31 protein-coding genes and 1 pseudogene are annotated in these 24,284 nt (G+C 64.6%); 25 read left to right on the top strand and 7 right to left on the bottom strand.

The genetic code is table 11. The annotated features are described in order from the left end of the window. Positions 1 to 57 precede the first annotated feature (57 nt). The 9 genes and pseudogenes from AC07Y0_RS14155 (at position 58) to AC07Y0_RS14195 (ending at position 6,841) form a co-directional block, all read left to right on the top strand. Positions 58 to 621, top strand: coding sequence for a biotin transporter BioY (locus AC07Y0_RS14155; RefSeq protein ID WP_498678278.1), 564 nt, complete (start codon positions 58 to 60; stop codon positions 619 to 621). A 791-nt stretch (positions 622 to 1,412) separates the two neighbouring features. Next, positions 1,413 to 1,508: a pyrroloquinoline quinone precursor peptide PqqA gene (pqqA, locus tag AC07Y0_RS14160; protein ID WP_028736886.1), complete on the top strand. Its 96-nt coding sequence runs from the start codon at positions 1,413 to 1,415 to the stop codon at positions 1,506 to 1,508. Between the two features lie 25 nt (positions 1,509 to 1,533). Further along, a complete protein-coding gene (gene pqqB, locus AC07Y0_RS14165; protein WP_498678279.1) occupies positions 1,534 to 2,448 on the top strand; it encodes a pyrroloquinoline quinone biosynthesis protein PqqB in 915 nt (304 codons plus the stop codon). Further along, the gene (gene pqqC, locus AC07Y0_RS14170) at positions 2,411 to 3,211 is read left to right on the top strand and encodes a pyrroloquinoline-quinone synthase PqqC (protein WP_498678281.1); all 801 of its coding nucleotides are present in this window, start codon (positions 2,411 to 2,413) and stop codon (positions 3,209 to 3,211) included. Before pqqB ends, pqqC begins: the two co-directional genes overlap by 38 nt. Further along, on the top strand, positions 3,208 to 3,561 hold the full coding sequence (gene pqqD, locus AC07Y0_RS14175; protein WP_498678282.1) for a pyrroloquinoline quinone biosynthesis peptide chaperone PqqD: 354 nt from the start codon (positions 3,208 to 3,210) through the stop codon (positions 3,559 to 3,561). Before pqqC ends, pqqD begins: the two co-directional genes overlap by 4 nt. Next, the gene (gene pqqE / locus AC07Y0_RS14180; protein ID WP_498678284.1) at positions 3,558 to 4,673 is read left to right on the top strand and encodes a pyrroloquinoline quinone biosynthesis protein PqqE; all 1,116 of its coding nucleotides are present in this window, start codon (positions 3,558 to 3,560) and stop codon (positions 4,671 to 4,673) included. The genes pqqD and pqqE overlap by 4 nt, the downstream gene beginning before the upstream one ends. 66 nt (positions 4,674 to 4,739) lie before the next feature. Next, positions 4,740 to 5,045 (top strand): annotated as a pseudogene (locus AC07Y0_RS14185) (type II toxin-antitoxin system MqsR family toxin). A gap of 2 nt (positions 5,046 to 5,047) precedes the next feature. Next, positions 5,048 to 5,467 (top strand): type II toxin-antitoxin system MqsA family antitoxin, encoded by a 420-nt coding sequence (locus AC07Y0_RS14190; protein ID WP_498678286.1) that lies wholly within the window; start codon positions 5,048 to 5,050, stop codon positions 5,465 to 5,467. Between the two features lie 72 nt (positions 5,468 to 5,539). After that, the gene (locus AC07Y0_RS14195) at positions 5,540 to 6,841 is read left to right on the top strand and encodes a PQQ-dependent sugar dehydrogenase (RefSeq protein WP_498678290.1); all 1,302 of its coding nucleotides are present in this window, start codon (positions 5,540 to 5,542) and stop codon (positions 6,839 to 6,841) included. Between the two features lie 70 nt (positions 6,842 to 6,911). On the opposite strand, the gene AC07Y0_RS14200 is transcribed toward AC07Y0_RS14195, so the two are convergent. Beyond that, the gene (locus AC07Y0_RS14200; RefSeq protein ID WP_498678292.1) at positions 6,912 to 7,370 is read right to left on the bottom strand and encodes a hypothetical protein; all 459 of its coding nucleotides are present in this window, start codon (positions 7,368 to 7,370) and stop codon (positions 6,912 to 6,914) included. Positions 7,371 to 7,618: 248 nt separating this feature from the next. Between AC07Y0_RS14200 and AC07Y0_RS14205 the strand changes: the two genes are divergently transcribed. The 5 genes from AC07Y0_RS14205 (at position 7,619) to AC07Y0_RS14225 (ending at position 10,570) form a co-directional block, all read left to right on the top strand. After that, a complete protein-coding gene (locus tag AC07Y0_RS14205) occupies positions 7,619 to 8,164 on the top strand; it encodes an SH3 domain-containing protein (RefSeq protein WP_498678293.1) in 546 nt (181 codons plus the stop codon). Between the two features lie 264 nt (positions 8,165 to 8,428). Then, the gene (locus tag AC07Y0_RS14210; protein ID WP_028736877.1) at positions 8,429 to 8,638 is read left to right on the top strand and encodes a cold-shock protein; all 210 of its coding nucleotides are present in this window, start codon (positions 8,429 to 8,431) and stop codon (positions 8,636 to 8,638) included. A 174-nt stretch (positions 8,639 to 8,812) separates the two neighbouring features. Continuing rightward, on the top strand, positions 8,813 to 9,088 hold the full coding sequence (locus AC07Y0_RS14215) for a hypothetical protein (RefSeq protein ID WP_028736876.1): 276 nt from the start codon (positions 8,813 to 8,815) through the stop codon (positions 9,086 to 9,088). 145 nt (positions 9,089 to 9,233) lie between these two features. Continuing rightward, on the top strand, positions 9,234 to 10,256 hold the full coding sequence (rsgA, locus tag AC07Y0_RS14220; RefSeq protein WP_498678295.1) for a ribosome small subunit-dependent GTPase A: 1,023 nt from the start codon (positions 9,234 to 9,236) through the stop codon (positions 10,254 to 10,256). A gap of 149 nt (positions 10,257 to 10,405) precedes the next feature. Further along, positions 10,406 to 10,570, top strand: coding sequence for a hypothetical protein (locus AC07Y0_RS14225; protein ID WP_498678297.1), 165 nt, complete (start codon positions 10,406 to 10,408; stop codon positions 10,568 to 10,570). 134 nt (positions 10,571 to 10,704) lie between these two features. Here AC07Y0_RS14225 and AC07Y0_RS14230 read toward each other — a convergent pair whose 3' ends face one another. Next, positions 10,705 to 11,106, bottom strand: a complete 402-nt coding sequence (locus AC07Y0_RS14230; RefSeq protein ID WP_498678301.1) for an acyl-CoA thioesterase — start codon at positions 11,104 to 11,106, stop codon at positions 10,705 to 10,707. 213 nt (positions 11,107 to 11,319) lie between these two features. On the opposite strand from AC07Y0_RS14230, the gene AC07Y0_RS14235 reads away from it, so the two are divergent. The 5 genes from AC07Y0_RS14235 (at position 11,320) to AC07Y0_RS14255 (ending at position 16,329) form a co-directional block, all read left to right on the top strand. After that, on the top strand, positions 11,320 to 12,255 hold the full coding sequence (locus AC07Y0_RS14235; RefSeq protein WP_498678303.1) for a histone deacetylase family protein: 936 nt from the start codon (positions 11,320 to 11,322) through the stop codon (positions 12,253 to 12,255). A gap of 2 nt (positions 12,256 to 12,257) precedes the next feature. Further along, positions 12,258 to 12,512: an exodeoxyribonuclease VII small subunit gene (locus AC07Y0_RS14240; RefSeq protein ID WP_028736872.1), complete on the top strand. Its 255-nt coding sequence runs from the start codon at positions 12,258 to 12,260 to the stop codon at positions 12,510 to 12,512. A gap of 150 nt (positions 12,513 to 12,662) precedes the next feature. Further along, positions 12,663 to 13,622: a TAXI family TRAP transporter solute-binding subunit gene (locus AC07Y0_RS14245; RefSeq protein ID WP_498678305.1), complete on the top strand. Its 960-nt coding sequence runs from the start codon at positions 12,663 to 12,665 to the stop codon at positions 13,620 to 13,622. A gap of 239 nt (positions 13,623 to 13,861) precedes the next feature. Further along, complete coding sequence (locus AC07Y0_RS14250; RefSeq protein ID WP_498678307.1) at positions 13,862 to 15,970, top strand: TRAP transporter permease; 2,109 nt, start codon at positions 13,862 to 13,864, stop codon at positions 15,968 to 15,970. Beyond that, the gene (locus AC07Y0_RS14255; protein WP_498678309.1) at positions 15,967 to 16,329 is read left to right on the top strand and encodes a DUF1850 domain-containing protein; all 363 of its coding nucleotides are present in this window, start codon (positions 15,967 to 15,969) and stop codon (positions 16,327 to 16,329) included. Before AC07Y0_RS14250 ends, AC07Y0_RS14255 begins: the two co-directional genes overlap by 4 nt. Before the next feature lie 38 nt (positions 16,330 to 16,367). On the opposite strand, the gene AC07Y0_RS14260 is transcribed toward AC07Y0_RS14255, so the two are convergent. From AC07Y0_RS14260 to AC07Y0_RS14270, 3 genes are all read right to left on the bottom strand, one after another. Then, positions 16,368 to 16,601 carry a hypothetical protein gene (locus tag AC07Y0_RS14260; protein ID WP_498678313.1) on the bottom strand — a complete coding sequence of 78 codons (234 nt, stop codon included), beginning with the start codon at positions 16,599 to 16,601 and terminating at the stop codon, positions 16,368 to 16,370. 96 nt (positions 16,602 to 16,697) lie between these two features. Next, positions 16,698 to 16,925 carry a hypothetical protein gene (locus tag AC07Y0_RS14265; protein ID WP_498678316.1) on the bottom strand — a complete coding sequence of 76 codons (228 nt, stop codon included), beginning with the start codon at positions 16,923 to 16,925 and terminating at the stop codon, positions 16,698 to 16,700. Positions 16,926 to 16,969: 44 nt separating this feature from the next. Beyond that, on the bottom strand, positions 16,970 to 17,857 hold the full coding sequence (locus tag AC07Y0_RS14270) for a hypothetical protein (RefSeq protein WP_498678318.1): 888 nt from the start codon (positions 17,855 to 17,857) through the stop codon (positions 16,970 to 16,972). A 233-nt stretch (positions 17,858 to 18,090) separates the two neighbouring features. On the opposite strand from AC07Y0_RS14270, the gene AC07Y0_RS14275 reads away from it, so the two are divergent. From AC07Y0_RS14275 to AC07Y0_RS14290, 4 genes are all read left to right on the top strand, one after another. After that, on the top strand, positions 18,091 to 19,017 hold the full coding sequence (locus tag AC07Y0_RS14275; RefSeq protein WP_498678322.1) for a pirin family protein: 927 nt from the start codon (positions 18,091 to 18,093) through the stop codon (positions 19,015 to 19,017). Positions 19,018 to 19,133: 116 nt separating this feature from the next. Further along, positions 19,134 to 21,053 carry a 1-deoxy-D-xylulose-5-phosphate synthase gene (gene dxs, locus AC07Y0_RS14280; protein WP_498678326.1) on the top strand — a complete coding sequence of 640 codons (1,920 nt, stop codon included), beginning with the start codon at positions 19,134 to 19,136 and terminating at the stop codon, positions 21,051 to 21,053. A gap of 36 nt (positions 21,054 to 21,089) precedes the next feature. Continuing rightward, on the top strand, positions 21,090 to 21,347 hold the full coding sequence (locus AC07Y0_RS14285; RefSeq protein WP_498678330.1) for a hypothetical protein: 258 nt from the start codon (positions 21,090 to 21,092) through the stop codon (positions 21,345 to 21,347). Between the two features lie 79 nt (positions 21,348 to 21,426). Then, positions 21,427 to 21,738 carry a helix-turn-helix domain-containing protein gene (locus tag AC07Y0_RS14290; protein WP_498678332.1) on the top strand — a complete coding sequence of 104 codons (312 nt, stop codon included), beginning with the start codon at positions 21,427 to 21,429 and terminating at the stop codon, positions 21,736 to 21,738. On the opposite strand, the gene AC07Y0_RS14295 is transcribed toward AC07Y0_RS14290, so the two are convergent. After that, positions 21,735 to 22,091 carry a type II toxin-antitoxin system RelE/ParE family toxin gene (locus AC07Y0_RS14295; protein WP_498678333.1) on the bottom strand — a complete coding sequence of 119 codons (357 nt, stop codon included), beginning with the start codon at positions 22,089 to 22,091 and terminating at the stop codon, positions 21,735 to 21,737. The two genes, AC07Y0_RS14290 and AC07Y0_RS14295, sit on opposite strands and share 4 nt — an antisense overlap. A 166-nt stretch (positions 22,092 to 22,257) precedes the next feature. Between AC07Y0_RS14295 and AC07Y0_RS14300 the strand changes: the two genes are divergently transcribed. Both AC07Y0_RS14300 and AC07Y0_RS14305 read left to right on the top strand, forming a co-directional pair. Beyond that, positions 22,258 to 23,427, top strand: coding sequence for an MFS transporter (locus tag AC07Y0_RS14300; protein ID WP_498678334.1), 1,170 nt, complete (start codon positions 22,258 to 22,260; stop codon positions 23,425 to 23,427). Positions 23,428 to 23,481: 54 nt separating this feature from the next. Next, positions 23,482 to 23,820 (top strand): YkgJ family cysteine cluster protein, encoded by a 339-nt coding sequence (locus AC07Y0_RS14305; RefSeq protein ID WP_498678335.1) that lies wholly within the window; start codon positions 23,482 to 23,484, stop codon positions 23,818 to 23,820. A gap of 6 nt (positions 23,821 to 23,826) precedes the next feature. Here AC07Y0_RS14305 and AC07Y0_RS14310 read toward each other — a convergent pair whose 3' ends face one another. Then, positions 23,827 to 24,144, bottom strand: a complete 318-nt coding sequence (locus tag AC07Y0_RS14310; RefSeq protein WP_498678337.1) for a hypothetical protein — start codon at positions 24,142 to 24,144, stop codon at positions 23,827 to 23,829. Positions 24,145 to 24,284 lie beyond the last annotated feature (140 nt).

A 24,284-nucleotide genomic window follows, 5' to 3' on the forward strand; every position in this document is an offset into this window, starting at 1 on the left:
CTGTCGCTTTCACAAGGCCGCTTGATGGCCTTGCCCGACAGATCCAAGGGAGACATCATGCAGACTCGTGACCTCGTACTCATCTCGCTGTTTGCCGCGATCATCGTCGCACTCGGCTTCGTTCCGCCGATCACGCTCGGCTTCATTCCCGTGCCGATCACCGCGCAGTCGCTCGGTGTCATGCTGGCCGGCGTCATTCTCGGCGCCAGGCGCGGTGCGCTCGCCGCCGTGCTGGTCATCCTGCTTGTGGCGATCGGCCTGCCGGTGCTGTCTGGCGGCCGCGGCGGCCTTGCCGTCTTTGCCGGGCCGACCGTCGGCTTCCTGATCGGCTGGGTGCCGGCGGCCTTCGTCACCGGCCTAATCGCCGAGCGCTTCGCCCGCCCGGGTCTGTCCGCCGTCCGCCAGACGCTCGGCTTCTTCGCCGCGGCAGCACTTGGCGGCGTCGTCGTTCTCTATGTCTTCGGCATCGGCTATCTCGCCTTCGGCGCCGGCCTTGGCCTTCAGAAGGCCTTCCTCGGCTCGATGGCCTTCATCCCGGGCGACCTGTTGAAGGCCGTGATCGCCAGCCTTGCCGGCCGCGCCGTGATGGTGGGCTATCCGCTGCTGCCCGAGCGCGCCTGAGGGATAGCGTCCCGGCAACGTCCGACAGTCAGCTCTCTCGCCGCCGCAGCAGGAACCATGTTGCGGCGGCAAGGCCCAGCGCGCCGAGCCACGGCGCCAGCGAAACGGAGAGCGCGACGACAAAGGTCTCGTAGGACCGGCCTTCCAGCATCCATTGCAGGAAGAGGCCGGCGAGCCAGCCGCCGAGAGCAGCGGCTGCGGCCCATGCCAGGCGAACCGCCGATCCGCGCGGCGCCCGTATCTGCGGGTTCCGCCTTCCGGAAAGATCCAGTACCAGATTGCCCCCGCGAGGGCGCAGGCGATCGCCACGGCGGGGCCGATGACGAAGGCCAGCCCCATGGCGGCGGCCCCCTCCCGCTGCGACACCTCGAAAACGTCGAAGGCGACCAGCCCGACACCGAGGGCCGCGAGATATCCCGCGACCAGAGCCGCAAGCGCGACCAATACCGTCTTCAGCATTCTCGAAGCCATGCGATCCCGGCCGTTTGGCCGCCCCCTGCCGTGCACCATCACCAGCGGCAGCAAAGCCGATGCGCGCCTGACACCGGATCATAGCGAAATCGGCGAACGGCGCGAGCGGGATCTGGCCTGTCGGCGCCACCCGGTGACATGCGGCCGGCACGTGCCCAAAACCGATACGTTTCGCTGTATTGCGGGCGTCGGACCCGCGCCCCTAAGATCGCAAGGCTTGGAGGAGTGTCCAGCCGGCAGCCTTCCGACCCGTCGGAAAATCGGCGTTTTGCTCTTGCAAAGGACGACAAGCGCGCTCTTCAACCTTGGGAGGAAGTACCATGAAATGGAATGCCCCTAAATTCGTCGAGGTCAGCTGCGGCATGGAAATCAACCGTTACGCCCCTGCGGACGGCGACGAGCCTGTGCTGTTCTGATTGAACGGTGACGGGGCACGAGGCGATGGCGCAAGTTCGTTTCCTCGTGCTCGGTGCCGCGGCCGGCGGAGGCCTGCCCCAGTGGAACTGCGGTTGCCCGAACTGTCGCGCGGCGCGTGATCCGGCGTCGGGCCTCAAACCCCAGACGCAATCGTCGCTGGCGGTCAGCCCGGACGGCGAACGGTGGGTCGTGTTCAACGCCTCGCCCGACATCCGCGCCCAGATCGAGCACAATGCCTGCCTTCATCCGCACGCACTACGCGACAGCCCGATCAGAAGCGTGGTCGTCACCAATGGCGACATCGACCATATCACCGGGCTCCTGACGCTGCGGGAAAAGCAGAGCTTCACGCTTTTTGCCACAGCGGCGCTGATGGAGACGCTCGGGCAGAACCCGGTCTTCCAGGTGCTCGATCCCGCGCTCGTGCAGCAGCGGACCGTCGGCCTCGACACGTCGTTTTCGCCGCTTGACGGCCTCGATATCCGGTTGTTCGCCGTGCCCGGCAAGGTGCCGCTCTATCTCGAAGGGGCAGACCTGAAGCTCGGACAGGAAACCGACGACACCGTCGGCGTCGAATTCAGGATCGGCGACAAGCGCGCCTATTACATTCCCGGCTGCGGCTCGATGCCGGCAACGCTTTCGCAGAGGCTCGAGAATGCCGACCTCGTCTTCTTCGACGGCACCGTGTTCGAGGACGACGAGATGATCGTCGCCGGCGTCGGCGGCAAGACCGGACGACGCATGGGGCACATGCCGATCAATGGCGAGGGCGGAAGCCTCGCGGCGCTTTCGCCCCTGTCGATCGGCCGCAAGGTCTTCGTCCACATCAACAATACGAACCCGATCTGGCGCGCCGGGCCGGAGCGCGATCAGGTCGAGGCGCAGGGTTTCGAAATCGGCCATGACGGAATGGAGGTCATCCTTGTTGCCCACTCCTGACAGAGAACAATTCGAGGCACGCCTGCGGGCGATCGGGGCGTCGCGCTATCACGACAAGCATCCGTTTCACCAGATGCTGCATGGCGGCGGCTGTTCGATGATCCAGGTGCGCGCCTGGGTGATCAACCGCTACTACTATCAGAGCCGCATCCCGATGAAGGACGCGGCCTTCCTGTCGCGCTGCGAGGATCCGCACTTGCGTCGCATCTGGCGCAGCCGCATCGAGGATCATGACGGCGGGGTGAGCGAGGGCGGCGGCATCCGCCGTTGGCTGAAGCTTGCCGAGGCGGTCGGGCTCGATCCGGATTTCGTCGCCTCGACTCGCGGCGTGCTGCCGGGCACGCGCTTTGCCGTCGATGCCTATGTGCATTTCGTCCGCGAAAAGCCGCTGCTTGAAGCGGTCGCCTCGTCGCTCACCGAACTCTTCGCCCCGGCGATCCACGAGAACCGCATTGCCGGGCTGCTCAAGCACTATGCCTTCGCCGACGACAGCGCGCTCTCCTATTTCCGCCAGCGGCTGAACGAGGCACCGCAGGACGTCAAGTTCGGCCTCGCCTTCGTGCTCGACCATGCCGATACGCTGGAGAAGCAGGATGCGGCGGCCGCCGCGCTCACCTTCAAGACCGATGTGCTGTGGTCGCAGCTCGATACGCTGCATTCGGCCTATGTGGCGCCGGCGCGCCTTCCGCCAGGCGGCTGGGACGGGCGCGAGGGCGTGACCGGCGCGCTCGACGAGAACCCCTTGCGCGGGGCGGCGGAATGAGCGGCAAAGGGACGGCCCCAAGCGCTGGCGAGAGCTCAGTACAAACCGCCGAGGCCGGCGGCACCGGCGTCGCGGTCACCGGCGCAACCGTGGCCCGGCTGGCGCGCGGCGTGCGGCTGCGCGAGGACCCGGTGCGCGGCCAGACGGTCCTGCTCGCACCCGAACGGGCACTGGCACTCGACGAGATCGCGGTTGCCATCGTCAAGGCGCTGGACGGCACCCGCGACCTCGATACAATCGCTGAGGATTTTGCCCGTCAGTTCGAGGCGCCGCAGGATCAGGTGCTCGCCGACGTCATCGCCTTCATCCGCGAGTTTTCCGACCGGCGCCTGCTGGAGATCGTCCGATGAACGAACACCCCTCGCCCGTGCGTTTCGCCGCCCAGCGTCCGCCACCGCCGATCGCCATGCTGGCGGAACTCACCCATCGCTGTCCGCTCGCCTGTCCCTATTGCTCGAACCCGCTGGAGCTTTCCCGCGCCTCGGAAGAGCTTTCGACCGAGGAATGGATCGAGGTCTTCCGCCAGGCGGCCGATCTCGGCGTGCTGCACCTGCATCTCTCCGGCGGCGAACCCGCCTCGCGCCGCGATCTGGTGGCGCTGACCAGGGCCGCCTCCGGCTTCGGCCTCTACACCAATCTCATCACGTCGGGTGTCGGGCTGACCGAAGCACGCATCCAGGAGCTTTCGGAGGCCGGGCTCGACCATCTGCAATTGTCGATCCAAGGGGTCACGCCGGAAAAGGCCGATCTGGTCGGCGGCTATGCGGGCGGCTATGCCCGCAAGATCGCGGTGGCCGGCTGGACCCATGCGGCCGGCATTCCGCTTACCGTCAATGCGGTCTGCCACAAGCAGAACATGGACGAAATCGAGGACATGGTGGGGCTTGCCATCGAGCTCGGTGCGCGGCGAATCGAGATCGCCACCGTGCAGTTCCACGGCTGGGCCGAGCGCAACCGGGCCTCGCTCATGCCGACGCGGGCGCAGGTGGAAGCGACCACCGCCTTCGTCGCGGAAGCGCGGAAGCGGCTCGCCGGAACGCTGGTGATCGACTATGTGCCGGCCGACCACCATTCGCGCTATCCGAAGGCCTGCATGGGCGGCTGGGGCCGCACGGGGCTCAACGTCAATCCGGCGGGGCGCGTCTTGCCCTGCCATGCGGCCGAGACCATACCGGGGCTTACCTTCGACAATGTCCGCGCGACGCCGCTTGCCGAGATCTGGCTCGAGGGGGCGGCCTTCAACGCCTATCGCGGCGACGACTGGATGGCCGAGCCCTGTCGCAGCTGCGAGCGAAAGCATATCGACTTCGGCGGCTGCCGCTGCCAGGCCATGGCGCTTGCCGGCGACGCTGCCGCCACCGACCCGGTCTGCATCCGCTCGCCGCTCCACGCGAGCCTTGCGGCCGCAGCCGAAGAGGACGGCGAGACCGAACCCGGGCCGTTCGTCTATCGGGGACGGTGAGATCCGCATCACATCACGGCAATACACGCCCTTGAAATGACACCTTAATGGTGGCATCCTTTCTCCGTGGAAAAGTTACGCTCGACCTATGATCTCGCGGCGATCAAGGCTGCGCTCGGCTCCGTCAGCTCGTTGGCGATCACCTCGTCGGCGCTGCGGGACGCGATGGCGCTCGGCTTTGACAGAAGCGGCATCGTGGCGACGATCTCAACCATCGAAGGGCGCATGTTCTAAAAGTCGATGACGACATTCGCCGACCACAGGGTCTGGCAGGACGTCTATCACGTGCCGGCGGCCGATCTTCTGCTTTACGTGAAATTCCAGGCCGACGTCGTCACCGAATTCACCGTGATGTCGTTTAAGGAGAAATGACCATGACCTCCACCGCGCGGACACTGCCGGATACGATGACCTCGCCCGAGACGGGAGCGATCCTGCGGCGCGACAGTCGCCCGTTCGAGCTTCGCTACAAGGGTGAAACCCTGACTGTCGACCTTCCCGGCTATTATCCCGAGGGCGAGGGTGACTGCGTGCACGTCGGTGACGACATGGCCGTCGCAGACGAAGCCTTGCGCAGCCTGAAGGAAAAGATCGACGGCATCCCTTCGCCGAAGACGATCCGTCGACTGAGAAAAAAGCTCGGGCTTTCGCAACGGGAGGCCGGGACGCTGCTGAAGGTCGGTGAAAGTGCCTTCGACAAATATGAGCGCGGTATGATCGAGCCGAGCGGGCCGACCAGCCAGCTGCTGCGGTTGCTCGACCGGCATCCGGAGCTGATCGAGGATCTGCGCTGATTTTGCCGGTCATCAGTTCCAAGCGCTTCGGGCTTCGGCTATGGTTCCGGCGAAACTCTGAAGGAGACTGACATGACCGCCCTTTTCGCTCGCCTTGTCGCCATGATCGGCGCGGCGATGATCCTGATGCGGCGCTGGGGCAAGAGCCCGGAAAAGCCGGCTCTCGGCGGCGCACCGATCATTCCGGAAGCAAAGCCGCAGCGCATCCCGACGCTCAAAATGCCGACCGCCAAGGGCTGGGAGGACGGCCACGCGCCGACCGCCGCCCCCGGCCTCAAGGTCAATGCCTTTGCCAAAGGCCTCAAGCATCCGCGCTGGATCCATGTGCTGCCGAACGGCGACGTGCTGACGGCCGAGGCGCTCGGCGTCGACGGCGGGCGGATCAGGACCCCGTTCGACTACGCCATGTATTCGACGATGAAGCGCGCGGCGGCGGTCGGCAACAGCCCGAACCGCATCACGCTGCTGCGCGATGCCGACGGCGACGGGGTGGCGGAAGTGCGCCACACCTTCATGGAGGGGCTCAACCATCCCTTCGGCATGGCGATGCTCGACGGCACCTTCTATGTCGGCAATACCGACGGCATCATGGCCTTTCCCTATGCCGAGGGCGCAACGAAGATCCAGGCACAGGGTCGCAAGATCGCCGACTACAAGCCGGCCGGTCACTGGACGCGCAGCATCCTGCCGAGCCGCGACGGGAAGAAGCTCTATGTCGGTGTCGGCTCGCTCAGCAATATCGGCGAAGACGTCATGGACCAGGAGGAAGGCCGCGCCTGCATCTACGAGGTGGACCTCGAGACCGAAACGCAACGAATCTTCGCCGGCGGCCTGCGCAATCCCGTGGGCCTCGCCTTCGAGCCGACGACCGGCGACCTCTTCACCGTGGTCAACGAGCGCGACGGGCTCGGCGACGAGACGCCACCCGACTATCTCACCTCGGTCAAGGACGGCGGGTTCTACGGCTGGCCGTTCTGCTACTGGGGCAAGACGGTTGACGACCGCGTGCCGCAGGACCCGGCCAAGGTCGCGACCGCCATCCGCCCCGACTATGCGCTCGGCGGCCACACGGCTTCGCTCGGCCTCTGCTGGCTGCCCGCCGGCACGCTGCCCGGCTTCCCCGACGGCATGGTCATCGGCCAGCACGGCTCGTGGAACCGCTCCAACCTCGCCGGCTACAAGGTCATCTTCGTGCCCTTCGAGAACGGCCGCCCGTCCGGCCCGCCGCGCGACATCCTCACCGACTTCCTCGCCCCGGACGAGAAATATTCCTACGGCCGCCCGGTCGGCGTCACGATCGGCCCGGACGGATCGCTGCTGGTCGCGGACGATGTCGGCGACGTCATCTGGCGGGTGACCGGGGCCGGAGCCTAGTTGAATATTGAAACAGAACGCCCGGTGATGAACCGGGCGTCTTCTTTTCGGCGACCGCCCGTCAATACGGCTAGCCACAGGGCCCGTCGAGCGAGGCCGCACCGTGCTCGACGAATGGCGCCCAGAGCGCCTTGTCGCGCGCCGGATAACGAAACTCGATATGATGAAAAAGATCGCCACCACAACCGAGCGGTTGTTCGCCGCGATGGTAAAGGATTTCGGCACCGCGCACCCCGGAAAGCACAAACCAGCCGGCGCCAGATGGCATATAGGTCAGGCTCCAGCCTTCGCCCTTCAGGGTCTCGATGAGGAAGGCCCGGTAGACCGCGAGCCCGCCGCCGTTGAAGTCGAATGAACCGTAAACGGCGATCGTTCCGCCGGTCGGGGTGCTGAAACGTTGGCCGTCACCGTTTTCCGGGGGCGGTTCGGACGCGAAACTCGCCGGCACCTCGGCGTAGGTACCAAAACGAGGATTTTCGTAGGGCCGCCATTCTGCTGCAGCGGCGCCCGCGGCCATCATGATCGACACACAGAAAGCTCCCTGTAGTCTCCCGCCCATTCGCTGGTCCTCCCCCGCTCTCGCTTTCCAATTGGTGGGAGGTGATAACGCGAACGTCAAGATCACGCACTACACAATGGCGACCATCCAGTCGGCCCCCGTGGAGCACTGTGCGACAATTCCCCAAAATGGCCCGTGCTTCTGATACGCGCTCCGTTAGCATGGGCCTCCATCGCGGCCGGCACGATGCCTGCCGCATCCAGCGTCCCGGGGCCTTCATGCGTCAGACACCGACTTTTCTCCTCGCCCTCGTCCCCCTGTTCCTCGGCGGCGGCCTGTCCACCCCGTCTCTTGCGCAGGGCTATGACGAGGCCTGTATGCAGGCGGTCGAAGAGCTCTGCGGCAAGACGCCGGTGATGCAGTGCTTCTCCGACGACGCCCAATGGAGCAGGATTCCGGAGCGCTGCCACGGCGACGTGCAGAGCATGTTCGAGGCGGAAAACGATTCCGCCGCGGCCGAGGGTGCGGCCCCCGCCGACGCGCAGGCCGCCACCCCGATCGAGGATCTCTCGGCGCTTTCCTATGGCGGCATCCTGCGCTCGGGCCCAAGCATGGATTCGAAGAAGAAGGCCAGCATCAAGCTCGGCCAGCCGATCGAACTGATCGAGGCGACCGGTATCTGGACCGACGACTACCAGTGGTTCAAGGTCAAGACCGCCTCCGGCACCGGCTATCACTGGGGCGGCATCTTCTGCACCATGGGCGGAGCCAGGCCGGAAGGCGTGCTCTACGACTGCGACGAGAACCCGCCGGGGAGCTTCTGAAGCGGGTCGCCCGGCCGGGCGTTTCAGCGCGATTGCATCCCGGGCGAGGTACAACCAAAATTCGAATACAACAAGGTTCATAAACTAAAAGTTGACAAGCCGGGCGGGGCTCTCTATATGAAGCTTATCGAGATTTGCTTGCTGAGCTTTGGTTACCGCGCGTCTGGCACCGCGCCCTGAACGAACCTTCCTTTCAAAAATCGCTATCACCATCCGCGGCGCATCAGCGCTGTGGTCATTCAATATGCTATGAAAGGGTTCATCATGACCACTGGCACAGTTAAATGGTTCAATTCCACCAAGGGCTTCGGCTTCATTCAGCCTGACGACGGCGGCCAGGACGCCTTCGTTCACATCTCGGCCGTCGAACGCGCCGGAATGCGCGAAATCGTCGAAGGCCAGAAGATCGGCTACGACATGGAGCGCGACAGCAAGTCGGGCAAGATGTCTGCCTGCAACCTGCAGGCCGTATAATCGGTAACGGCTTTCCTTTGACCACGGATGTACTGGCACTGTCGAAAGCCAAGTTACCAAGCGAGGTCAGGCAAATTACCTGGCCTTTTTTTATGCTTTTCGGTTCGTCTGAGGGTTGTCCGGGCAAGATTGTCGCCGGCCGACATGGTCCGAGCCGCGCGATCGGAGCGATCCATGACAGCAGCGGAAAAGGAACTCCAGGCGACCACCACCGCCTGGCAGATCGCCATCCAGGAAATCCTGCGGATCGTCGTGCGCGACATCTACAGGACCGGCAGCGAGGCCGAGTTCAAGGCGCATATCAAGCGAATTGAAGAGGCGGCCGTCGACAGCATCTATACCGGCCTGATGCTTCGCGGTACAAACGAGTGGACGGAGGTTCTGGTGAAGGAAAAAGCCAGCAACTTCGTGACCAGCCTGTTGACGTCCTTCACCTTTGACCGCGCCTGACTTCTGCGGCGCGGCAAATATGCCGGATGTTCGACGGGCAGCAGTTGCATGGTGGTCGCGCCAAGATCGCCAGGCGACCACCGCATCTTCTCCATCCGACGGAAAGCTGACCGATGACCAACCTTGCCAGAACGCGGATCAAACCTTGAGCGGGTCGGACACGCCTTCATCGCTGGAGCAGCTCGGCTGGTCGGATTTCTTTGCCGCTCAGGTGGAGCCGGGCGAGGCCCGTCTTGCACCCCGGCGCATTGCCTCGGTTCACCGGGCCCGCCTCGAAGCGATCGATGCAAACGGACCGGTCGGGCTCGAACTTGCGGCCAATGCCAATACCGCCGACTTTGCCGTCGGCGACTGGGTTCTGGCCGATCCCAAGACCGACATGCTGGTGCGCCGTCTCGATCGAAAGACCCTGCTTCAACGGCACACCGAAGCGCGCAACGGACAGCAGCTGGCGGCAGCCAATGTCGACACGCTGTTCATCACGACATCCTGCAATGCCGACTTCAACCCAGGCCGGCTGGAACGCTATCTGATCATGGCCCACCAGGCGGGAACCTCGCCGGTGATCGTGCTCACCAAGGCGGACACGACCGCCGATGCGGAGGACTATTTTCGCCAGGCCGTAGCACTGCAACGGGATTTGCCGGTGGTCATCCTGAACGCCCGCTCGGCGGACGCGATCGACATCCTGAAGCCGTGGTGCGGCGCCGGGCAGACCGTGGCGCTGGTCGGCTCCTCCGGGGTCGGCAAATCGACGCTGGTCAACACCCTGGCCGCGTCAGAGGCCGGAGAGGTCCAGAAGACCGGCACGATCCGCGAACATGACGCCCAGGGACGACACACGACCACGGCCCGCTCGCTGCATGCCATTGCCGGCGGGGGCTGGGTGATCGACACGCCGGGGATCAGGACGCTCTATGTCAGCGACGTGACCGACGGCATCGACACGCTGTTCGGTGACATTTCTGACCTTGCGGAGCAATGCCGGTTCCGCGACTGCACCCATGTCCACGAACCGGGCTGTGCGGTGCAGGCTGCGGTCGCCTCAGGCCAGCTCGACGCCGACCGGCTGGGACGGTGGCGCAACCTGATCGAGGAAAGCCGCAGCCGAACGCCGGTCAAGACCGGACCACGCGGCAACAAGGTCGTGCGCCGCAACAAATACTGACCGGCCCTTGCCAGACCGGATACCGGCCAACCAGGCCGCATGACGGCCCGCAGGGCAGCGCAAGACGATCTGCGCATCCCTTCCTCTCACCCTCATCGCATCCCATGGCCCCGGTATCCCGCCGCGGCCCATACAACAGGAGACATTTCATGTCCGAGATCAAGACCAACGATTCGACGAAGAACCTGCCCTACGAGCCCGTTCAGTTCGCCAAGAAGCATCGCATCTCCGTCGAGGATGCCAAGGCCATCATCGACAGGCACGGCGCAGACCGCAAGTCGTCCGACAAGGAAGGCCGTCGCATCAGCCTTTGATCGATCCCCGCGTCCGCGGCAGCCTGGCTGTCCGCGGCCGCAAGCATTACTTCCATAGCCGCACCCATTTGGACGACGCCCCGGACGCATCCGGTCCGCCGGTCGTTCGGGCTGCCATGGCCCAATCCCCATGCCTATTTCAGATAGCCATACAGCCAGTCGCGGATATCCTCCGGCAGCCCCACCGGGTCGGCGGTCTCCCGGTCGTTGGCCACCCAGATAATCTCGACCTCGGCGCAGAGCGTCTTGTCCCTCTCGATCGCCACGTTGAAGCCGATCGACTTGCCACCGATCTTGTCGATGCGCACGGTGAGCCGCGCCTCGTCGTCGAGCCGCAGCGCCTCGTGCAGGCGCAGTTCGATCTTGGTGGCATGGAAAAACGGTTCGTCTTCCAGCGGCGGACGGTAGCGCCAGAAATGGGAGAGCGCGGTTTCGGCATAGGCGAGATAGGCGGCATTGTGCAGCCGGCCGGTCATGTCGATGTCGCGATAGGGCACACGGATGTTCGTCACCTCGACGCGTTCTGTGTCGTCCATGAAACCTCTCCCCTTCTGCGATCGCCCTGGCATTCAAGGGCATTTTCCCGGCGACCACAAGGCGCGGTGAAAAATGACCGTGCCGACCGGTGCCGCAACACCTCCCGCCTTCGCCGCTCTGTCCACAGGTCACAGGCCTAAGTCTCGAGCGCGCCGGTGGAACATGACGGCCGGGCGCACTATGTTGGCCTCGACCTTCGAGGAGAATGAGCGATGACCACACGCCTCTATGAGAACGCCGTCTTTCTCGAGCACGAGACCCCTGCCGGCCATCCGGAACGGGCCGACCGGCTGCGCTCGCTCAACATTGCGCTGGAACACCCCAATTTCGCTCCCCTTCAGCGCGTCGAGGCGAAGATCGCCAATGAGGACGCGGTGCTGCTCGCCCATCCGGAAGAGCATCTCTTCGCCGTCATGCGTCAGACCCCCGAGGAAGAGGGCGAGATCAACCAGATCGAAGCCGACACCTATGCATCGCCGAAGAGCCTGCAGGCGGCGCTGACCGCAATCGGCGGAGCGATGGCCGCCGTCGATGCGGTGATGGCCGGCGAGATTGCCAATGCCTTCGTCGCCGGGCGCCCGCCCGGCCACCATGCGGAAAAATCCAAGGCCATGGGCTTTTGCCTATTCAACACGGTGGCGGTCGCGGCACGCCATGCGCAGAAGACGTACGGCGCCGAGCGGGTAGCGATCATCGACTGGGACGTACATCACGGCAACGGCACGCAGGACATCTTCTGGGACGATCCGTCCGTGCTTTTCTGTTCGACCCACCAGATGCCGCTCTATCCCGGCACCGGCGCGAAGGACGAGACGGGCACGAAAAACAACGTGGTCAATGCGCCGCTCTCGCCCAATGTCGGTTCGGATCATTTCCGCGAAGCGTTCAAGAGCCGTGTCCTGCCGGCGCTCAACGACTTCTCGCCCGACATCATCCTGATCTCGGCCGGCTTCGACGCGCACCACCGCGATCCGCTGGCGCAGATCAACCTGGTCGGCGAGGATTTCGACTGGGCGACGGGGCGGCTGATGGAGGTGGCCGACCGTTTTGCCCATAACCGGGTCGTCAGCATTCTCGAAGGCGGCTATGATCTGGAAGGTCTGGCCGAATCGGCCGGCCTGCACATCCTGCGACTGATGAAGGGTTGATTATGACCGAGAACGCCGTTTCCGCCGAGATTTCCAGCTATTCCTTCGAGAAGGCCGTGGCCGAACTCGAAAGCATCGTGGCGCGGCTGGAGCGCGGCGACGTGGCGCTCGACGAGTCGATTTCCATCTACGAGCGCGGCGAACTGCTGAAGAAGCATTGCGAAACGCTGCTCAACGCCGCCGAAAGCCGGATCGAGAAGATCCGCCTCGACCGCGCCGGGAAGCCAGCCGGCACCGAACCTCTCGACCCGCAATAGCCCGGCAGATCAGGGAACCGACACCCTGAATTCGATCGCAACGGGCCGGGTCCAACCAGGCCCGATCCGCAAAAGAGCATGCTAACGATTGACGGGGGCATACCGCCTCCCCATGATGGCCCCTCATCAGAACGGTTTGGGAGGACCATTATGAAGATCACCAAAATCGCCAGAATGCTTGCCGGCGCACTTGCGCTGTCCACCGCGCTCGCCGCCAACTCGGCCAGGGCCGAGGAGTTCATCAACGTTCTGACGGGCGGCACTTCGGGGGTCTACTACCCGCTCGGCGTGGCCTTGTCGAAGATCTACGGCGACAACATCGCCGGCGCCCGCACCCAGGTGCAGGCCACCAAGGCTTCGGTCGAAAACCTCAACCTGCTGCAGGCCGGACGTGGCGAGATCGGTTTCTCGCTCGGCGATTCCGTGCAGATGGCCTGGGACGGCAACAAGGAGGCCGGCTTCCCCGGCAAGCTCGACAAGCTGCGCGGCATCGCCGCGATCTATCCGAACTATATCCAGATCGTCGCATCGCAGGACTCCGGCGTGAAGACGCTGGCCGAACTCAAGGGCAAGAGCCTGTCGGTCGGCGCGCCCAAGTCCGGCACCGAGCTCAATGCGCGCGCCATCCTCAAGGCTGCCGGCATGGGCTATGACACACTCGGAAAGACCGAGTACCTGCCCTTTGCCGAATCCGTCGAGCTCATCAAGAACCGCCAGCTCGACGCCACGCTACAGTCGGCCGGCATGGGCGTCGCCTCGATCCGCGACCTCGCCACTTCGGTGAAGATCAACGTCGTCGCGGTTCCGGCCGCCGATGTCGAGAAGATCGGCGCGCCCTACATGGCGGCCGTCATTCCGGCCGGCACCTATGAGGGCCAGACCGAAGACGTGCCGACGGCCGCCGTCGGCAATTTCCTCATCACCCATGAGGGCGTCTCCGACGAGACCGCCTATCAGATGACCAAGCTTCTGTTCGAAAATCTGCCGGCACTGTCGGCCGCCCATGCCGCCGCCAAGGCGATCGACGTCAAGAAGGCGCTCGACGGCATGCCGATCCCGCTGCATCCCGGTGCGGAGCGGTATTACAAGGAAATCGGTGTCCTGAAGTAAGGGCGGATTGCGAAGGGCACCGTGTCCACTGCCGTCCGGCTGACGTGGAGTATTGCCCCTCATCCGGCTGCCGCCACCTTCTCCCCGCAGGCGGGGAGAAGGGACATGCCGCGCCCTCGCGGTTCTCGCAAACGTTCAGCACGATAGGAACCCGGACGCGAGCAGCATATTGCCGCAGCGTCCCCTCTCCCCGCCTGCGGGGAGAGGGCTAGGGTGAGGGGCATTTTTCGGGAGGAATGATGACCGATACGACCACGCCAGGCCACCCCGCACCGCACTCGGCCGAGGAAGCGATCGAGGGGCTGCCGTCCGGGTTCGGCGCCGGTCTGCCCGGCAAGGCGGCCTTCTGGATTGCCTTTGCCTTCGCGCTGTTCCAGCTGTGGACCGCTGCCTACGGCACGCTGCCGAGCCAGGTGGTGCGGGCCATGCATGTCGGCTTCCTACTGCTGCTGGGGTTCTCGCTGTTCGGCAACCTGGTCGCCCGCAGCACCGCCGGGCGCATCTGGTTCTGGACGCTCGGCATTCTCGGCTTCCTCACCGGTCTCTACAACTGGGTCTTCTACGAGGGCCTGATCGAGCGTTCCGGCTTCTTGAACTCCCTCGACCTTGCCGTCGGCACGATCATGGTCATGCTCGTCTTCGAGGGCGCGCGCCGCCTCATGGGCCTGCCTCTCACCATCATCGCCGGGCTGTTCCTCGCTTATTGTTTCTTCGGGCAATACCTGCCCTCGCCCCTGGCCCATCGCGGCTATGACTTCGAGCTGATCGTCGAGCATTTCGCCTTCGGCACGGAGGGCATTTACGGCACGCCGATCTATGTCTCGGCCGCCTATATCTTCATCTTCGTCGTCTTCGCCGCCTTCCTCGAACGGGCTGGCATGCTGGCGCTGTTCAACGATTTTGCCCTGGGTCTCGTCGGGACCTGGCGGGGCGGGCCGGCGCAGGTCTGCATTCTCTCCTCCGCGCTGATGGGGACGATCTCCGGTTCGGGCGTCGCCAATGTGGTGGCGAGCGGCCAGTTCACCATTCCGCTGATGAAGAAGTTCGGCTTCCGCTCCGCCTTTGCCGGCGGGGTCGAGGCGACCTCCTCCATGGGCGGGCAGATCATGCCGCCGGTCATGGGCGCCGTCGCCTTCATCATGGCCGAGACGCTCAACGTTCCTTACGCCGACATCGTCAAGGCGGCGCTGATCCCGGCCATCCTCTATTTCGGCGTCTGTTTCTGGATGGTCTATCTCGAAGCCGGCAAGGCGGGCCTCAAGGGTATGTCCAAGCCCGAACTGCCCAATCCCTGGACTGCGGTGAAGGAACACTGGCCGCTGGTCCTGCCGCTGGCGGCCCTCGTCTACCTGCTGTTTGCCGGTTTCACGCCGATCTTCGCCGGCACCATGGGACTGGCGCTTGTCGTCGTGCTGATCCTCGGCACGCCGCTTGCCGCGCTGATCGGCCCCTTCGCCTTCCGCCTGGTGTTCTGGCTGGCGCTGGGCCTGGCCGCGGCCGCCTTCCTCAAGTTCGGGGTCAACATTCTGCTCCTGGTGATCGGCACGCTGATCGTCGCCTGCGCCCTCTTCAAGGGTGGCCGGGAGACGCTCGCCATCTGCCGGGATTCGCTCGCAGAAGGGGCGAAGAACGCCCTTCCCGTCGGTATCGCCTGCGCCATCGTCGGCATCGTCATCGGCACGCTGACGCTGACCGGCATCGCCTCCACCTTCATCGGCGCGGTGATCGAGATCGGCCGCGACAACCTGTTCCTGTCGCTCATCCTCACCATGATCACCTGCCTCATCCTCGGCATGGGCATCCCGACCATCCCGAACTACATCATCACCTCGTCCCTGGCCGGCCCCGCGCTTCTGGAACTCGGCGTGCCGCTGCTCGTCAGCCACATGTTCGTCTTCTACTTCGGCATCATGGCGGACCTGACGCCGCCGGTGGCGCTCGCCTGCTTTGCCGCAGCCCCCATGGCCAAGACCTCCGGCCTGAAGATCTCGCTGCAGGCGACCAAGTTGGCCACGGCCGGCTTCGTCGTGCCCTTCATGGCGGTTTATACGCCGGCGCTGATGCTGCAGGATGCCGGCCCGATGGCAGCCGCCTGGGGCTATCCGGTGGAGGTCGCCTACGTCTTCTTCAAGGCCTGCTTCGGCATCGCGCTGTGGGGCATAGCGGTGGTCGGCTACCTCTTCGCGCGGCTCTCATTACCTGAACGCCTGCTTGCCTTCGTCGCCGGTTTCAGCGTCGTGCTCGCCCTGCCCTGGACCGACGAATTCGGCTTCGTGGTCGGCGGCCTGCTTCTCGCCTTCCACCGGTGGCGCGCCCGCAAGGCAGGACCGGCGGCCGCAACGCCATGAGCGTCTGCATCCTCGCCGGCGCCAAGGCGATGAGTATTGCCGTGTCGCTGTTCTCGCTCGCCTGGACCCATTCGGTGCAGAAGACGGAATGGCAGGAGGACTGGGAAGTCACCCCGGCCGGCCTCCATCTGACCCAGGCCCGAGTCAAGGGCTCGGGCGCCGGCATGGAGCCGGGCGACGGCGCCGTGCTCAAGGACGGCTGGTGGGAATGGTCGCCGAAGAACCCGCCGGTTGGCGAACTGCGCCTGGCCGCCTCCGGTACGACCGGCGGCGGCTGGAGGTTCTGCCATGACGGCGAGTGCGTCGAACTGGGTGCGGAGGCCGGCAATGACGTGCTGATCAGGCCATGCCGGCCCTGACGGCACTGGTGGGGGCCAAAGGCCCCCCCGATGGAACTCTACTTGGTGATCGGCTCGACGGACTGGGTCAGCGTGTGGGTCGCTTCGCCGCCGATTGTCGTGCAATCTTCGGCGGATGCGGTCAGAACATTGATGTCCTTGACCTTGCAAACGGTGCCGGCGTCGACGCCTTCCGTGCCATAGGAATCCGTGGTCCAGCCCGGAATGGGAAGACCAGCGAATGCGGTGGTTGCCGACAGGGCAAAAAGCGATGCTATCAGGATCGTCTTCATGGGATTGCTTCCGTGAATGGAGGTGGGGGCGGATTCTGGGCAGTAGGCCTGACGCCGGATGGCTGGCATTGTGCGACGGTGGAGCGCCGAGCGAACTTACTTGGTGACCGGCTTGGCCGACTGGGTCAGCGTATGGGTCGCTTCGCCGCCGATTGTCGTGCAATCTTCGGCGGATGCGGTCAGGACATTGATGTCCTTGATCTTGCAGACGGTGCTGGTGTTGACGTCATCCGTGCCCCAGCCATCCGTTATCCAGCCCGGGACGCCCGCGAATGCAGAGGTTGCCGACAGGGTGAAAAGCGATGCGATCAGGATCTTTTTCATTTGTCTGTTCCTTAGGTTTGAGGTTCGGCTCTATCGCCGGCTGGTCAGTCGCGCAGCACGATCTGGGTCAGCAGCGAGTCGGGATCACGGGTCGTCGGCTGTTGACGGCACGACGATGGATCAACTCCCGCCTGCTCCAGCGAAGATTTCCGGAGATCGCAGATCGCGATCGCCGCGTTATGGGTCTGTTCGGCGGCAAGGTCGGCGGCATGTCCAAACGTACCTTCGGTACTGGCAAGCGTCTGCGCCAACTGCTGGGAGTAGAGGGCAACCGACCGGTCACTGCTGAAATTGGCGATCTGATCGGCTGATGCGGAAACGATGACCGCTTCCGGGCGAGACCCGTCGTCCGAAGGGTGCGCATCGATGAACAAGGGCGTCACGGCGCCGGATTCGCAGGCGTCGAGGATCAGGATCACCTCCCCGACCGGCAGGGCATGTACCCAGGCGGCGAAATCGCTGGCCATGATCCAGTCACCTTCAGCCACCGCAAATTGCAGGGCGGCGGGCTTGTCCTTCGTCCACAGCACGAACACATCATTGTCGGGGCCGACTTGTGCCGTGGGATCGAGCGCGCCGGCATGCAGGTTGGCGTAGATAATCAGACGATCCTTGGGGCCGAGACCGCTGAAACCGGCAAACGCCGCCTTCAGCCCTTCGGTCGTGGCGGCGGCGTTCAGGAGGGTGGTGACATTCTTGTCGGCTATGCCCAGGCGCGCGGTCAGGGCGGACTCCATGGCATCCACGCTGCGACGGCAAGCCTCGGGATTCTGCGGCTTCCAAGGCGGACAAATGCCGATCGCCATCAGATGCGTTGTCTTTTTCAATATATCTTCAGCGCACGCGAAATTAATCGGAATTATCGCCGCCATAGCCACGACAATAAGCCCGCAATATTTTCTGTACTGGCAGATTTTACCCAGGAAATACATTCACACACTTCGATTTTGTTTTAGCGCTTCACGGGATCAAACTGGGCCTCAATCATTAACGAAACGCATTTTCCGGATCTGCGGTGTCGACCTTTTTTGACGGAGCCGGGCAGGAGGTTCGGGAGCCCCCTCCCTTGTTCCTGCGAACGGACTGTTCATGTCCTGCCGCTATCGCGTAGGAACAGCGCGGAGTAGCCTGAACCAGGACTGCAAAGCCAAAAGGAGCCTGCCCCATGTCGTTCTTTCCCGGCCAAGACCCCCTGCCCGGCGACGCCTTCGCCAGCGACGCCATCGAGCAGCTGATCATTCCGCGTTCCAGCGACATTGGCGGCTTCGCGGTGCGAAGGGCCCTGCCGACGATGCGTCGGCGGCTGGTAGGGCCGTTCATCTTCTTCGACCGCATGGGGCCGGCACTGCTTCGGGCCGGCGAGGCGCTGGACGTCAAGCCGCATCCGCATATCGGCCTTTCCACCGTCACCTACCTGTTCGACGGCGAGATCAAGCATCGTGACAGCCTCGGCACCGAGCTGGTGATCGAGCCCGGCGACATCAACCTGATGACGGCGGGTCGCGGCATCGTGCATTCCGAGCGCACGCCGGAAAAGCTGCGCGGCCAGCCGCTGTCGATTTCCGGCCTGCAGACCTGGCTGGCGCTGCCCGACGACAGGGAAGAGATCGACCCGGCCTTTGCCCATACCTCGAAGAGCGCCATGCCGATGTTCGAGGCGGACGGTGCGTCCGGCCGGGTGGTGATCGGCTCGACCGCCGGGCTTAGCTCCCCGGTCAGGGTGTTTTCCGACACGCTCTATGTCGACGTCACGTTGCAGCCGGGCGGCCGGTTCCATTTCGAGGCCGACCATGAGGAGCGTGCGGCCTATCTGCTCTCCGGAGAACTGGAGATCGCCGGTGATCGCTTCGCCCCCGACCAATTGCTGGTCTTCCGCCCCGGAGACCCGCTGACGCTGACCGGCGGCGCTGAGGGCGCGCATGTCATGCTGTTCGGCGGCGCGGCCATGGCCTCCAAGCGGCACATCTGGTGGAACTTCGTCTCCTCCTCGAAGGAGCGGATCGAACAGGCCAAGGAAGAGTGGAGAACCGGCCGCTTCGACATCGTGCCGGGCGACGAGGAAGAGTTTGTGCCTTTGCCGCAGGGCATTTGAACTCTATATAGGAGGCTGGCCATCCGCACTGCACGCGAGCTTTTGCCTGAGCGGCAAATCCTCTATAAGGCGAGCGACACGCCGAAAAGACGATAACGACAAGAGGCACGAGCCCCGTGACATCCCAGCCCCTGACGCCCTTGCTGGACAAGGTCCGCTATCCCGCAGACCTGCGCGAGCTCGAAGACCGCGATCTGCCGCAGCTCGCCCGCGAACTGCGCGACGAGATGATCGACGCGGTGTCGAAGACCGGCGGGCATCTGGGCGCGGGGCTTGGCGTCGTCGAACTGACCATCGCCATCCACAAGGTGTTCGACACGCCGAACGACCGGCTGATCTTCGATGTCGGGCACCAGTGTTATCCGCACAAGATCCTGACCGGCCGGCGCGACCGGATCCGCACGCTGCGCCAGGAAGGCGGGCTTTCCGGCTTCACCAAGCGGGCGGAGAGCCTCTACGACCCCTTCGGCGCGGCGCATTCCTCGACCTCGATCTCGGCCGGCCTTGGCATGGCGGTCGCGGCGGATCTCTCCGGCACCGACCGCAAGGTGATCGCGGTCATCGGCGATGGCGCGATGTCGGCCGGTATGGCCTATGAGGCGCTCAACAATGCCGGCGCGCTCGACGCGCGGCTGATCGTCATCCTCAACGACAACGACATGTCGATCGCCCCGCCGACCGGCGCGATGAGCGCCTATCTGGCGCGCCTTGCCTCGGGCCGCACCTATATGGGCTTCCGCGACCTCGGCAAGAAGCTGACGGCCTATCTCGGCAAGAACATCGACCGCGCCATCACCCGGGCAGTCGAGCATGCGCGCGGCTATGTGACCGGCGGCACCATGTTCGAGGAAATGGGCTTCTACCATATCGGCCCGATCGACGGGCACTCGTTCGAGCATCTTCTGCCGGTGCTGCGCAATGTGCGCGACAACGGCAAGGGGCCGGTGCTGATCCATGTGGTGACGCAGAAGGGCAAGGGTTATGCCCCGGCCGAGGCTGCCGCCGACAAGTATCACGGCGTCAACAAGTTCGACGTCATCACCGGCACGCAGGCCAAGGCCAAGCCGAATGCGCCGAGCTATACCGCCGTCTTCGGCGAGGCGCTGGTGCAGGAAGCGACGCTCGACGAGAAGATCGTCGGCATTACCGCCGCCATGCCGTCCGGCACCGGGCTCGACAAGCTGGCGGAGATCTTCCCCAAGCGCACCTTCGATGTCGGCATTGCCGAACAGCATGCCGTGACCTTCGCGGCCGGCCTCGCGGCCGAAGGCTTCAAGCCGTTCTGCGCCCTCTATTCGACCTTCCTGCAGCGCGGCTATGATCAGGTGGTCCACGACGTGGCGATCCAGGGCCTGCCCGTTCGCTTCCCGATCGACCGCGCCGGTTTCGTCGGTGCCGACGGCCCGACCCATGCCGGCTCGTTCGACACCGGCTTCCTCGCCTCGCTGCCCGGCTTCGTCGTCATGGCGGCGGCCGACGAGGCGGAACTGAAGCACATGGTGCGCACGGCGGCGGCCTATGACGCCGGCCCGATCTCGTTCCGCTATCCGCGCGGCGAGGGTGTGGGCGTGCAGCTGCCGGAGCGCGGCGAAATCCTCGAGATCGGCAAGGGCCGGGTGATGAAACAGGGCACCAAGGTGGCGCTCTTGTCCTTCGGCACGCGGCTGGCCGACTGCCTGCTGGCAGCCGAGGACCTCGATGCCGCTGGCCTGTCCACCACAGTCGTCGATGCGCGCTTCGCCAAGCCGCTCGATCACGATCTCATCCGCCAGCTCGCCCGCCATCACGCCGTGCTGGTGACCGTCGAGGAAGGCGCCGTCGGCGGCTTCGGCAGCCAGGTCGTGCAGCTGCTCGCCAGCGAGGGGCTTCTCGACAACGGCCTGAAATTCCGCTCCCTGGTGCTGCCGGATTTCTGGATGGACCAGGCCAAGCCCGAGGCGATGTATGCCAAGGCCGGCCTCGACTGCCACGGCATCACCCAGACCGTGTTCAAGGCACTCGGCCAGCCCGGCGTCGGAGTGAATGCAGCCGGGTGAGACGACCGGATTTTCCGCCAAGAGGACAGGGCTCGCATGACGTACAGGTCCCCTAAAGCGACGGCCTGCCTCTTCGCCTTCACGCTCCTTTGCGTGGCCGGGCCGGCATGGGCCGACGACGAAACCACGGCCATGCAGAGCATGCAGGACTTCCTGCACAATACGCCCGATTGCGCGGAATTCACCGACCAGTGCAGCTTCTGCAAATTGGCGGACGGCAAGGCGATGTGCTCGACCCCTTCGACGGCCTGTATCAAGAAGGACTATGTCTGCACGCGAAAAGCGGCCGACTGAGTGGCCGTGCCGCTGCGCTTTGACTCTTTACGGCATCGGGAGTAAATTATACGAAATTTCGTATAACCGGGCGCGCACGATGACAAAGCTGAGCTACGACAACATTTTCGACGTCATGACCGAAGACGGCGCCGAGGCGGCCGACCTCCGGTTTCGCGCCGACCTGCTGTTGACGCTGCGAAAGATCCTCGAGAGCAAGGCCCGGAAGCAGAGCGAGATAGCGGCGACGCTCGGTATTTCGCAGCCCCGGGTAAGCGAGTTGATGCGTGGCAAAATTGACCTGTTTTCCGCCGACAAGCTGATCGGGCTTCTGGCCAGACTGAATGTCCGCCTGAAGCCCTCGCTGGGGCCAGACGGAAAGGTCGTCTGCGACGTTCTCGATGCCGCTTAAGCCGACGGACTGGCCTTCCTAAGCTTGATGCGCTCCAGCATCTCCTTGTAACGCTCACGCGCCGTGTTCATTGCCTTGCGATCCACCCCGTTGGTGGTCTTGGTGAATGCATGGAGAATGAAAACCGTGTCGGCAAATTTCGCACAGTAGACCGCTCGGTAAGCAGGACTGCCGTTTTCTATCAGCTCAATGGCGCCGGGACCGACGCTGTCCTTGAGGTGCTTGTAATCGGAGAAGGGGCGTTCGTCGTTCTGGACGGCCTGCAAATCGGCACCGAACTGGCGCATGACATCACGCGGTAGATCAAGAAAGGCACGCTTCGCCGCCTCGTTGACGAACTCGAACTTCTTCATGGATCGCCATCCTGCCCCGACGCACCACCCCTGACTGTATCCAGCCATATTGCACAGCGCCTGACAAGCATCGGCTCCTCGCCCCCGCTGGACTTCCGCCCCTCCCCCGGATAGACCGGACCAAAAGCCCGAACCCAAGGGCAATTGCGCCTTGAGGGAGGCCGTTATGTCGTCGCATGCCATTGCCGAGGATTTCGCGCCCGACTGGGCGGCGATCGCCGTGGTCATTCTGGGCGTCACGGCCTTTTCCGTCGGCCAGGGGCTCACCTACCCGCTGATCGCGCTGGTGATGGACAGCCGGGGCGTTTCGTCGAGCCTTGCCGGTCTGAACGCCTCCGTCTTTGCTGCCGGGCTTGCCACTTCGACGCTGATGATCACCCGGCTGACGGCGCTGCTGCGCGGCGACCGGCTGATCGTCGCGGGACTGGTCGGCGCCTCGCTGTCGCTGTCGGCCTTCGCCCTGTTCGACAATCTCGCCGTCTGGTTCGTCGCCCGCTACCTGCTCGGCTTTTCGACCAGCATCATCTTCACCGTCAGCGAGGCCTGGCTCAACACCGCCTGCCCCGACCGCCTGCGCGGGCGGGTGTCGGGCATCTATGGCGCCAGCATGTGCGCCGGTTTTGCCGCCGGTCCGCTCGCCATTCCCTTCGTCGGCACGGAAGACGGTTTCGCCTTTGCGCTGATTGCCGTCTATGTCGCCTTCGTCGCCTTTGCCTCGGTCATGCTCGGGCGCTTTGCCCGCACGCGGCCGGCGGCATCGAGCGCCGGCGGGCTGATGCAGTTCGTGCGCGCCGCGCCGGTTCTCGCCCTGATGGTGGTCGCCTTCGGCTTTTCCGACATCGCAGCGATCTCGACGATCCCGCTCTATTTCGTCGAACGCGGCTATTCGGAGAATTTTGCCGCCCTGGTGGTCACCATGGTGGCGCTGCCGACGGCGCTTGCCCAGCCGCTGGTCGGCTGGTTGCTCGACCATGCGTCACGCCCGCTGATCGCGGTCGGCTCGGCGGTCGCCTGCGGCGCGAGCTTCCTGCTCCTGCCCTTCCTGTCGTCGGAATACGCGCTGCTCGCCACCGTTTCGCTGCTCGGGGCGGCAAGCTTCTCGCTCTATACCTGCGCGCTCACCCTGCTGGGGGACCAGTTCCGCGGCGGGCTGCTGGTCTCCGGTGCCGCGGCCTATGGCCTGGCCTATGCGATCGGCAGTGCGGCCGGCGCCGGCGCGACCGGGGTGATCATGGATCTGTCGTTGAGCGCCGGGCCCATTTCCGTCGGCGCGATCATGCTGGTCTTCGCCGCCATCTTCGCCACCGGCCTGAGACGCCGGGCGCCCCGCGCTTGAGCGACCCGGCAGATCGTGCTGGATTTTGCCGGCCCGATCTGCTTTGACCGACCCATGCTGGAAACCTCGCCGCCCGACATTTTCGATTGCCAGACCTGTGGCGCCTGCTGCGCCTATTCGGCGGAGTGGCCGCGTTTCTCGCTGGAGACCGACGAGGAGATCGCGAAGATCCCCGACACGTTCATCGCCGCCGACCTGTCGGGCATGAAGTTCGAGGCCGGGCGCTGCGCGGCGCTGACCGGCGAAGTGGGCAAGCATGTCGGCTGCGCGGTCTATGCCGACCGGCCGCAAGTCTGCCGGACCTGCATGCCGGGCGACGAAGAGTGCAAGATGGCGCGCGCCGAATTCGGCTTCAGCACCGAGGCGCTGCCCGACCCGGACCGCTTTCTCTAGGACCCGTCAGGGGATGGTGACGCCCAGTGTCTCGGCCGGCAGTTCGCTGCCGAGTTCGACGGCCCGGGTCTGCTTGTCCATGACGCAGACATAGGAGACGGTCGCCTCCGCGCCCTTCGCCTTGCCCGACAGCACGGCAAGCCCGAAGCGCTCGCTGCCGAACGGATCGACGGCGACGCGCGCGCCCTCGAGCATCGGTGCCGCGGCTTCGAGGCATTTGTCGCCGACCTCCTTGGCAAATTCCTGCCAGGCGTCGTCGGACGAGGCCGAAGCGGGGACGGCGGCAGCGAGGAACAGGAAAAGGGCGGAAGCGGGACGTGGCATGAAGACATCCTTTCGACGAGAGGGGCCGCGTCCGCGGCAGCAGAAAAACCGATCCCTTTCTAGTTCACCCGAGAAGATAAATCTTCCCCCGCAGGGAACGATTTTGACCTTTGGCAGGTTGCCTCGGTAGGGTTCCGCTC

It is taken from the genome of Allorhizobium sp. GW101-3B10 (genome assembly GCF_059424725.1).

Coding starts and splice junctions, on each gene's coding strand:
- pqqA (WP_028736886.1), top strand. CDS start 1,413: ATGAAATGGAATGCCCCTAAATTCGTCGAGGTCAGCTGCGGCATGGAA.
- AC07Y0_RS14265 (WP_498678316.1), bottom strand. CDS start 16,925: ATGAAAAAGATCCTGATCGCATCGCTTTTCACCCTGTCGGCAACCTCT.
- AC07Y0_RS14305 (WP_498678335.1), top strand. CDS start 23,482: ATGCTGGAAACCTCGCCGCCCGACATTTTCGATTGCCAGACCTGTGGC.
- AC07Y0_RS14270 (WP_498678318.1), bottom strand. CDS start 17,857: ATGTATTTCCTGGGTAAAATCTGCCAGTACAGAAAATATTGCGGGCTT.
- pqqC (WP_498678281.1), top strand. CDS start 2,411: ATGACGGAATGGAGGTCATCCTTGTTGCCCACTCCTGACAGAGAACAA.
- AC07Y0_RS14210 (WP_028736877.1), top strand. CDS start 8,429: ATGACCACTGGCACAGTTAAATGGTTCAATTCCACCAAGGGCTTCGGC.
- AC07Y0_RS14155 (WP_498678278.1), top strand. CDS start 58: ATGCAGACTCGTGACCTCGTACTCATCTCGCTGTTTGCCGCGATCATC.
- AC07Y0_RS14190 (WP_498678286.1), top strand. CDS start 5,048: ATGACCTCCACCGCGCGGACACTGCCGGATACGATGACCTCGCCCGAG.
- AC07Y0_RS14195 (WP_498678290.1), top strand. CDS start 5,540: ATGACCGCCCTTTTCGCTCGCCTTGTCGCCATGATCGGCGCGGCGATG.
- AC07Y0_RS14310 (WP_498678337.1), bottom strand. CDS start 24,144: ATGCCACGTCCCGCTTCCGCCCTTTTCCTGTTCCTCGCTGCCGCCGTC.
- AC07Y0_RS14295 (WP_498678333.1), bottom strand. CDS start 22,091: ATGAAGAAGTTCGAGTTCGTCAACGAGGCGGCGAAGCGTGCCTTTCTT.
- AC07Y0_RS14275 (WP_498678322.1), top strand. CDS start 18,091: ATGTCGTTCTTTCCCGGCCAAGACCCCCTGCCCGGCGACGCCTTCGCC.
- AC07Y0_RS14235 (WP_498678303.1), top strand. CDS start 11,320: ATGACCACACGCCTCTATGAGAACGCCGTCTTTCTCGAGCACGAGACC.
- AC07Y0_RS14215 (WP_028736876.1), top strand. CDS start 8,813: ATGACAGCAGCGGAAAAGGAACTCCAGGCGACCACCACCGCCTGGCAG.
- AC07Y0_RS14245 (WP_498678305.1), top strand. CDS start 12,663: ATGAAGATCACCAAAATCGCCAGAATGCTTGCCGGCGCACTTGCGCTG.
- AC07Y0_RS14260 (WP_498678313.1), bottom strand. CDS start 16,601: ATGAAGACGATCCTGATAGCATCGCTTTTTGCCCTGTCGGCAACCACC.
- pqqB (WP_498678279.1), top strand. CDS start 1,534: ATGGCGCAAGTTCGTTTCCTCGTGCTCGGTGCCGCGGCCGGCGGAGGC.
- AC07Y0_RS14285 (WP_498678330.1), top strand. CDS start 21,090: ATGACGTACAGGTCCCCTAAAGCGACGGCCTGCCTCTTCGCCTTCACG.
- AC07Y0_RS14240 (WP_028736872.1), top strand. CDS start 12,258: ATGACCGAGAACGCCGTTTCCGCCGAGATTTCCAGCTATTCCTTCGAG.
- AC07Y0_RS14290 (WP_498678332.1), top strand. CDS start 21,427: ATGACAAAGCTGAGCTACGACAACATTTTCGACGTCATGACCGAAGAC.
- AC07Y0_RS14230 (WP_498678301.1), bottom strand. CDS start 11,106: ATGGACGACACAGAACGCGTCGAGGTGACGAACATCCGTGTGCCCTAT.
- pqqE (WP_498678284.1), top strand. CDS start 3,558: ATGAACGAACACCCCTCGCCCGTGCGTTTCGCCGCCCAGCGTCCGCCA.
- AC07Y0_RS14205 (WP_498678293.1), top strand. CDS start 7,619: ATGCGTCAGACACCGACTTTTCTCCTCGCCCTCGTCCCCCTGTTCCTC.
- pqqD (WP_498678282.1), top strand. CDS start 3,208: ATGAGCGGCAAAGGGACGGCCCCAAGCGCTGGCGAGAGCTCAGTACAA.
- AC07Y0_RS14300 (WP_498678334.1), top strand. CDS start 22,258: ATGTCGTCGCATGCCATTGCCGAGGATTTCGCGCCCGACTGGGCGGCG.
- AC07Y0_RS14255 (WP_498678309.1), top strand. CDS start 15,967: ATGAGCGTCTGCATCCTCGCCGGCGCCAAGGCGATGAGTATTGCCGTG.
- AC07Y0_RS14250 (WP_498678307.1), top strand. CDS start 13,862: ATGACCGATACGACCACGCCAGGCCACCCCGCACCGCACTCGGCCGAG.
- AC07Y0_RS14225 (WP_498678297.1), top strand. CDS start 10,406: ATGTCCGAGATCAAGACCAACGATTCGACGAAGAACCTGCCCTACGAG.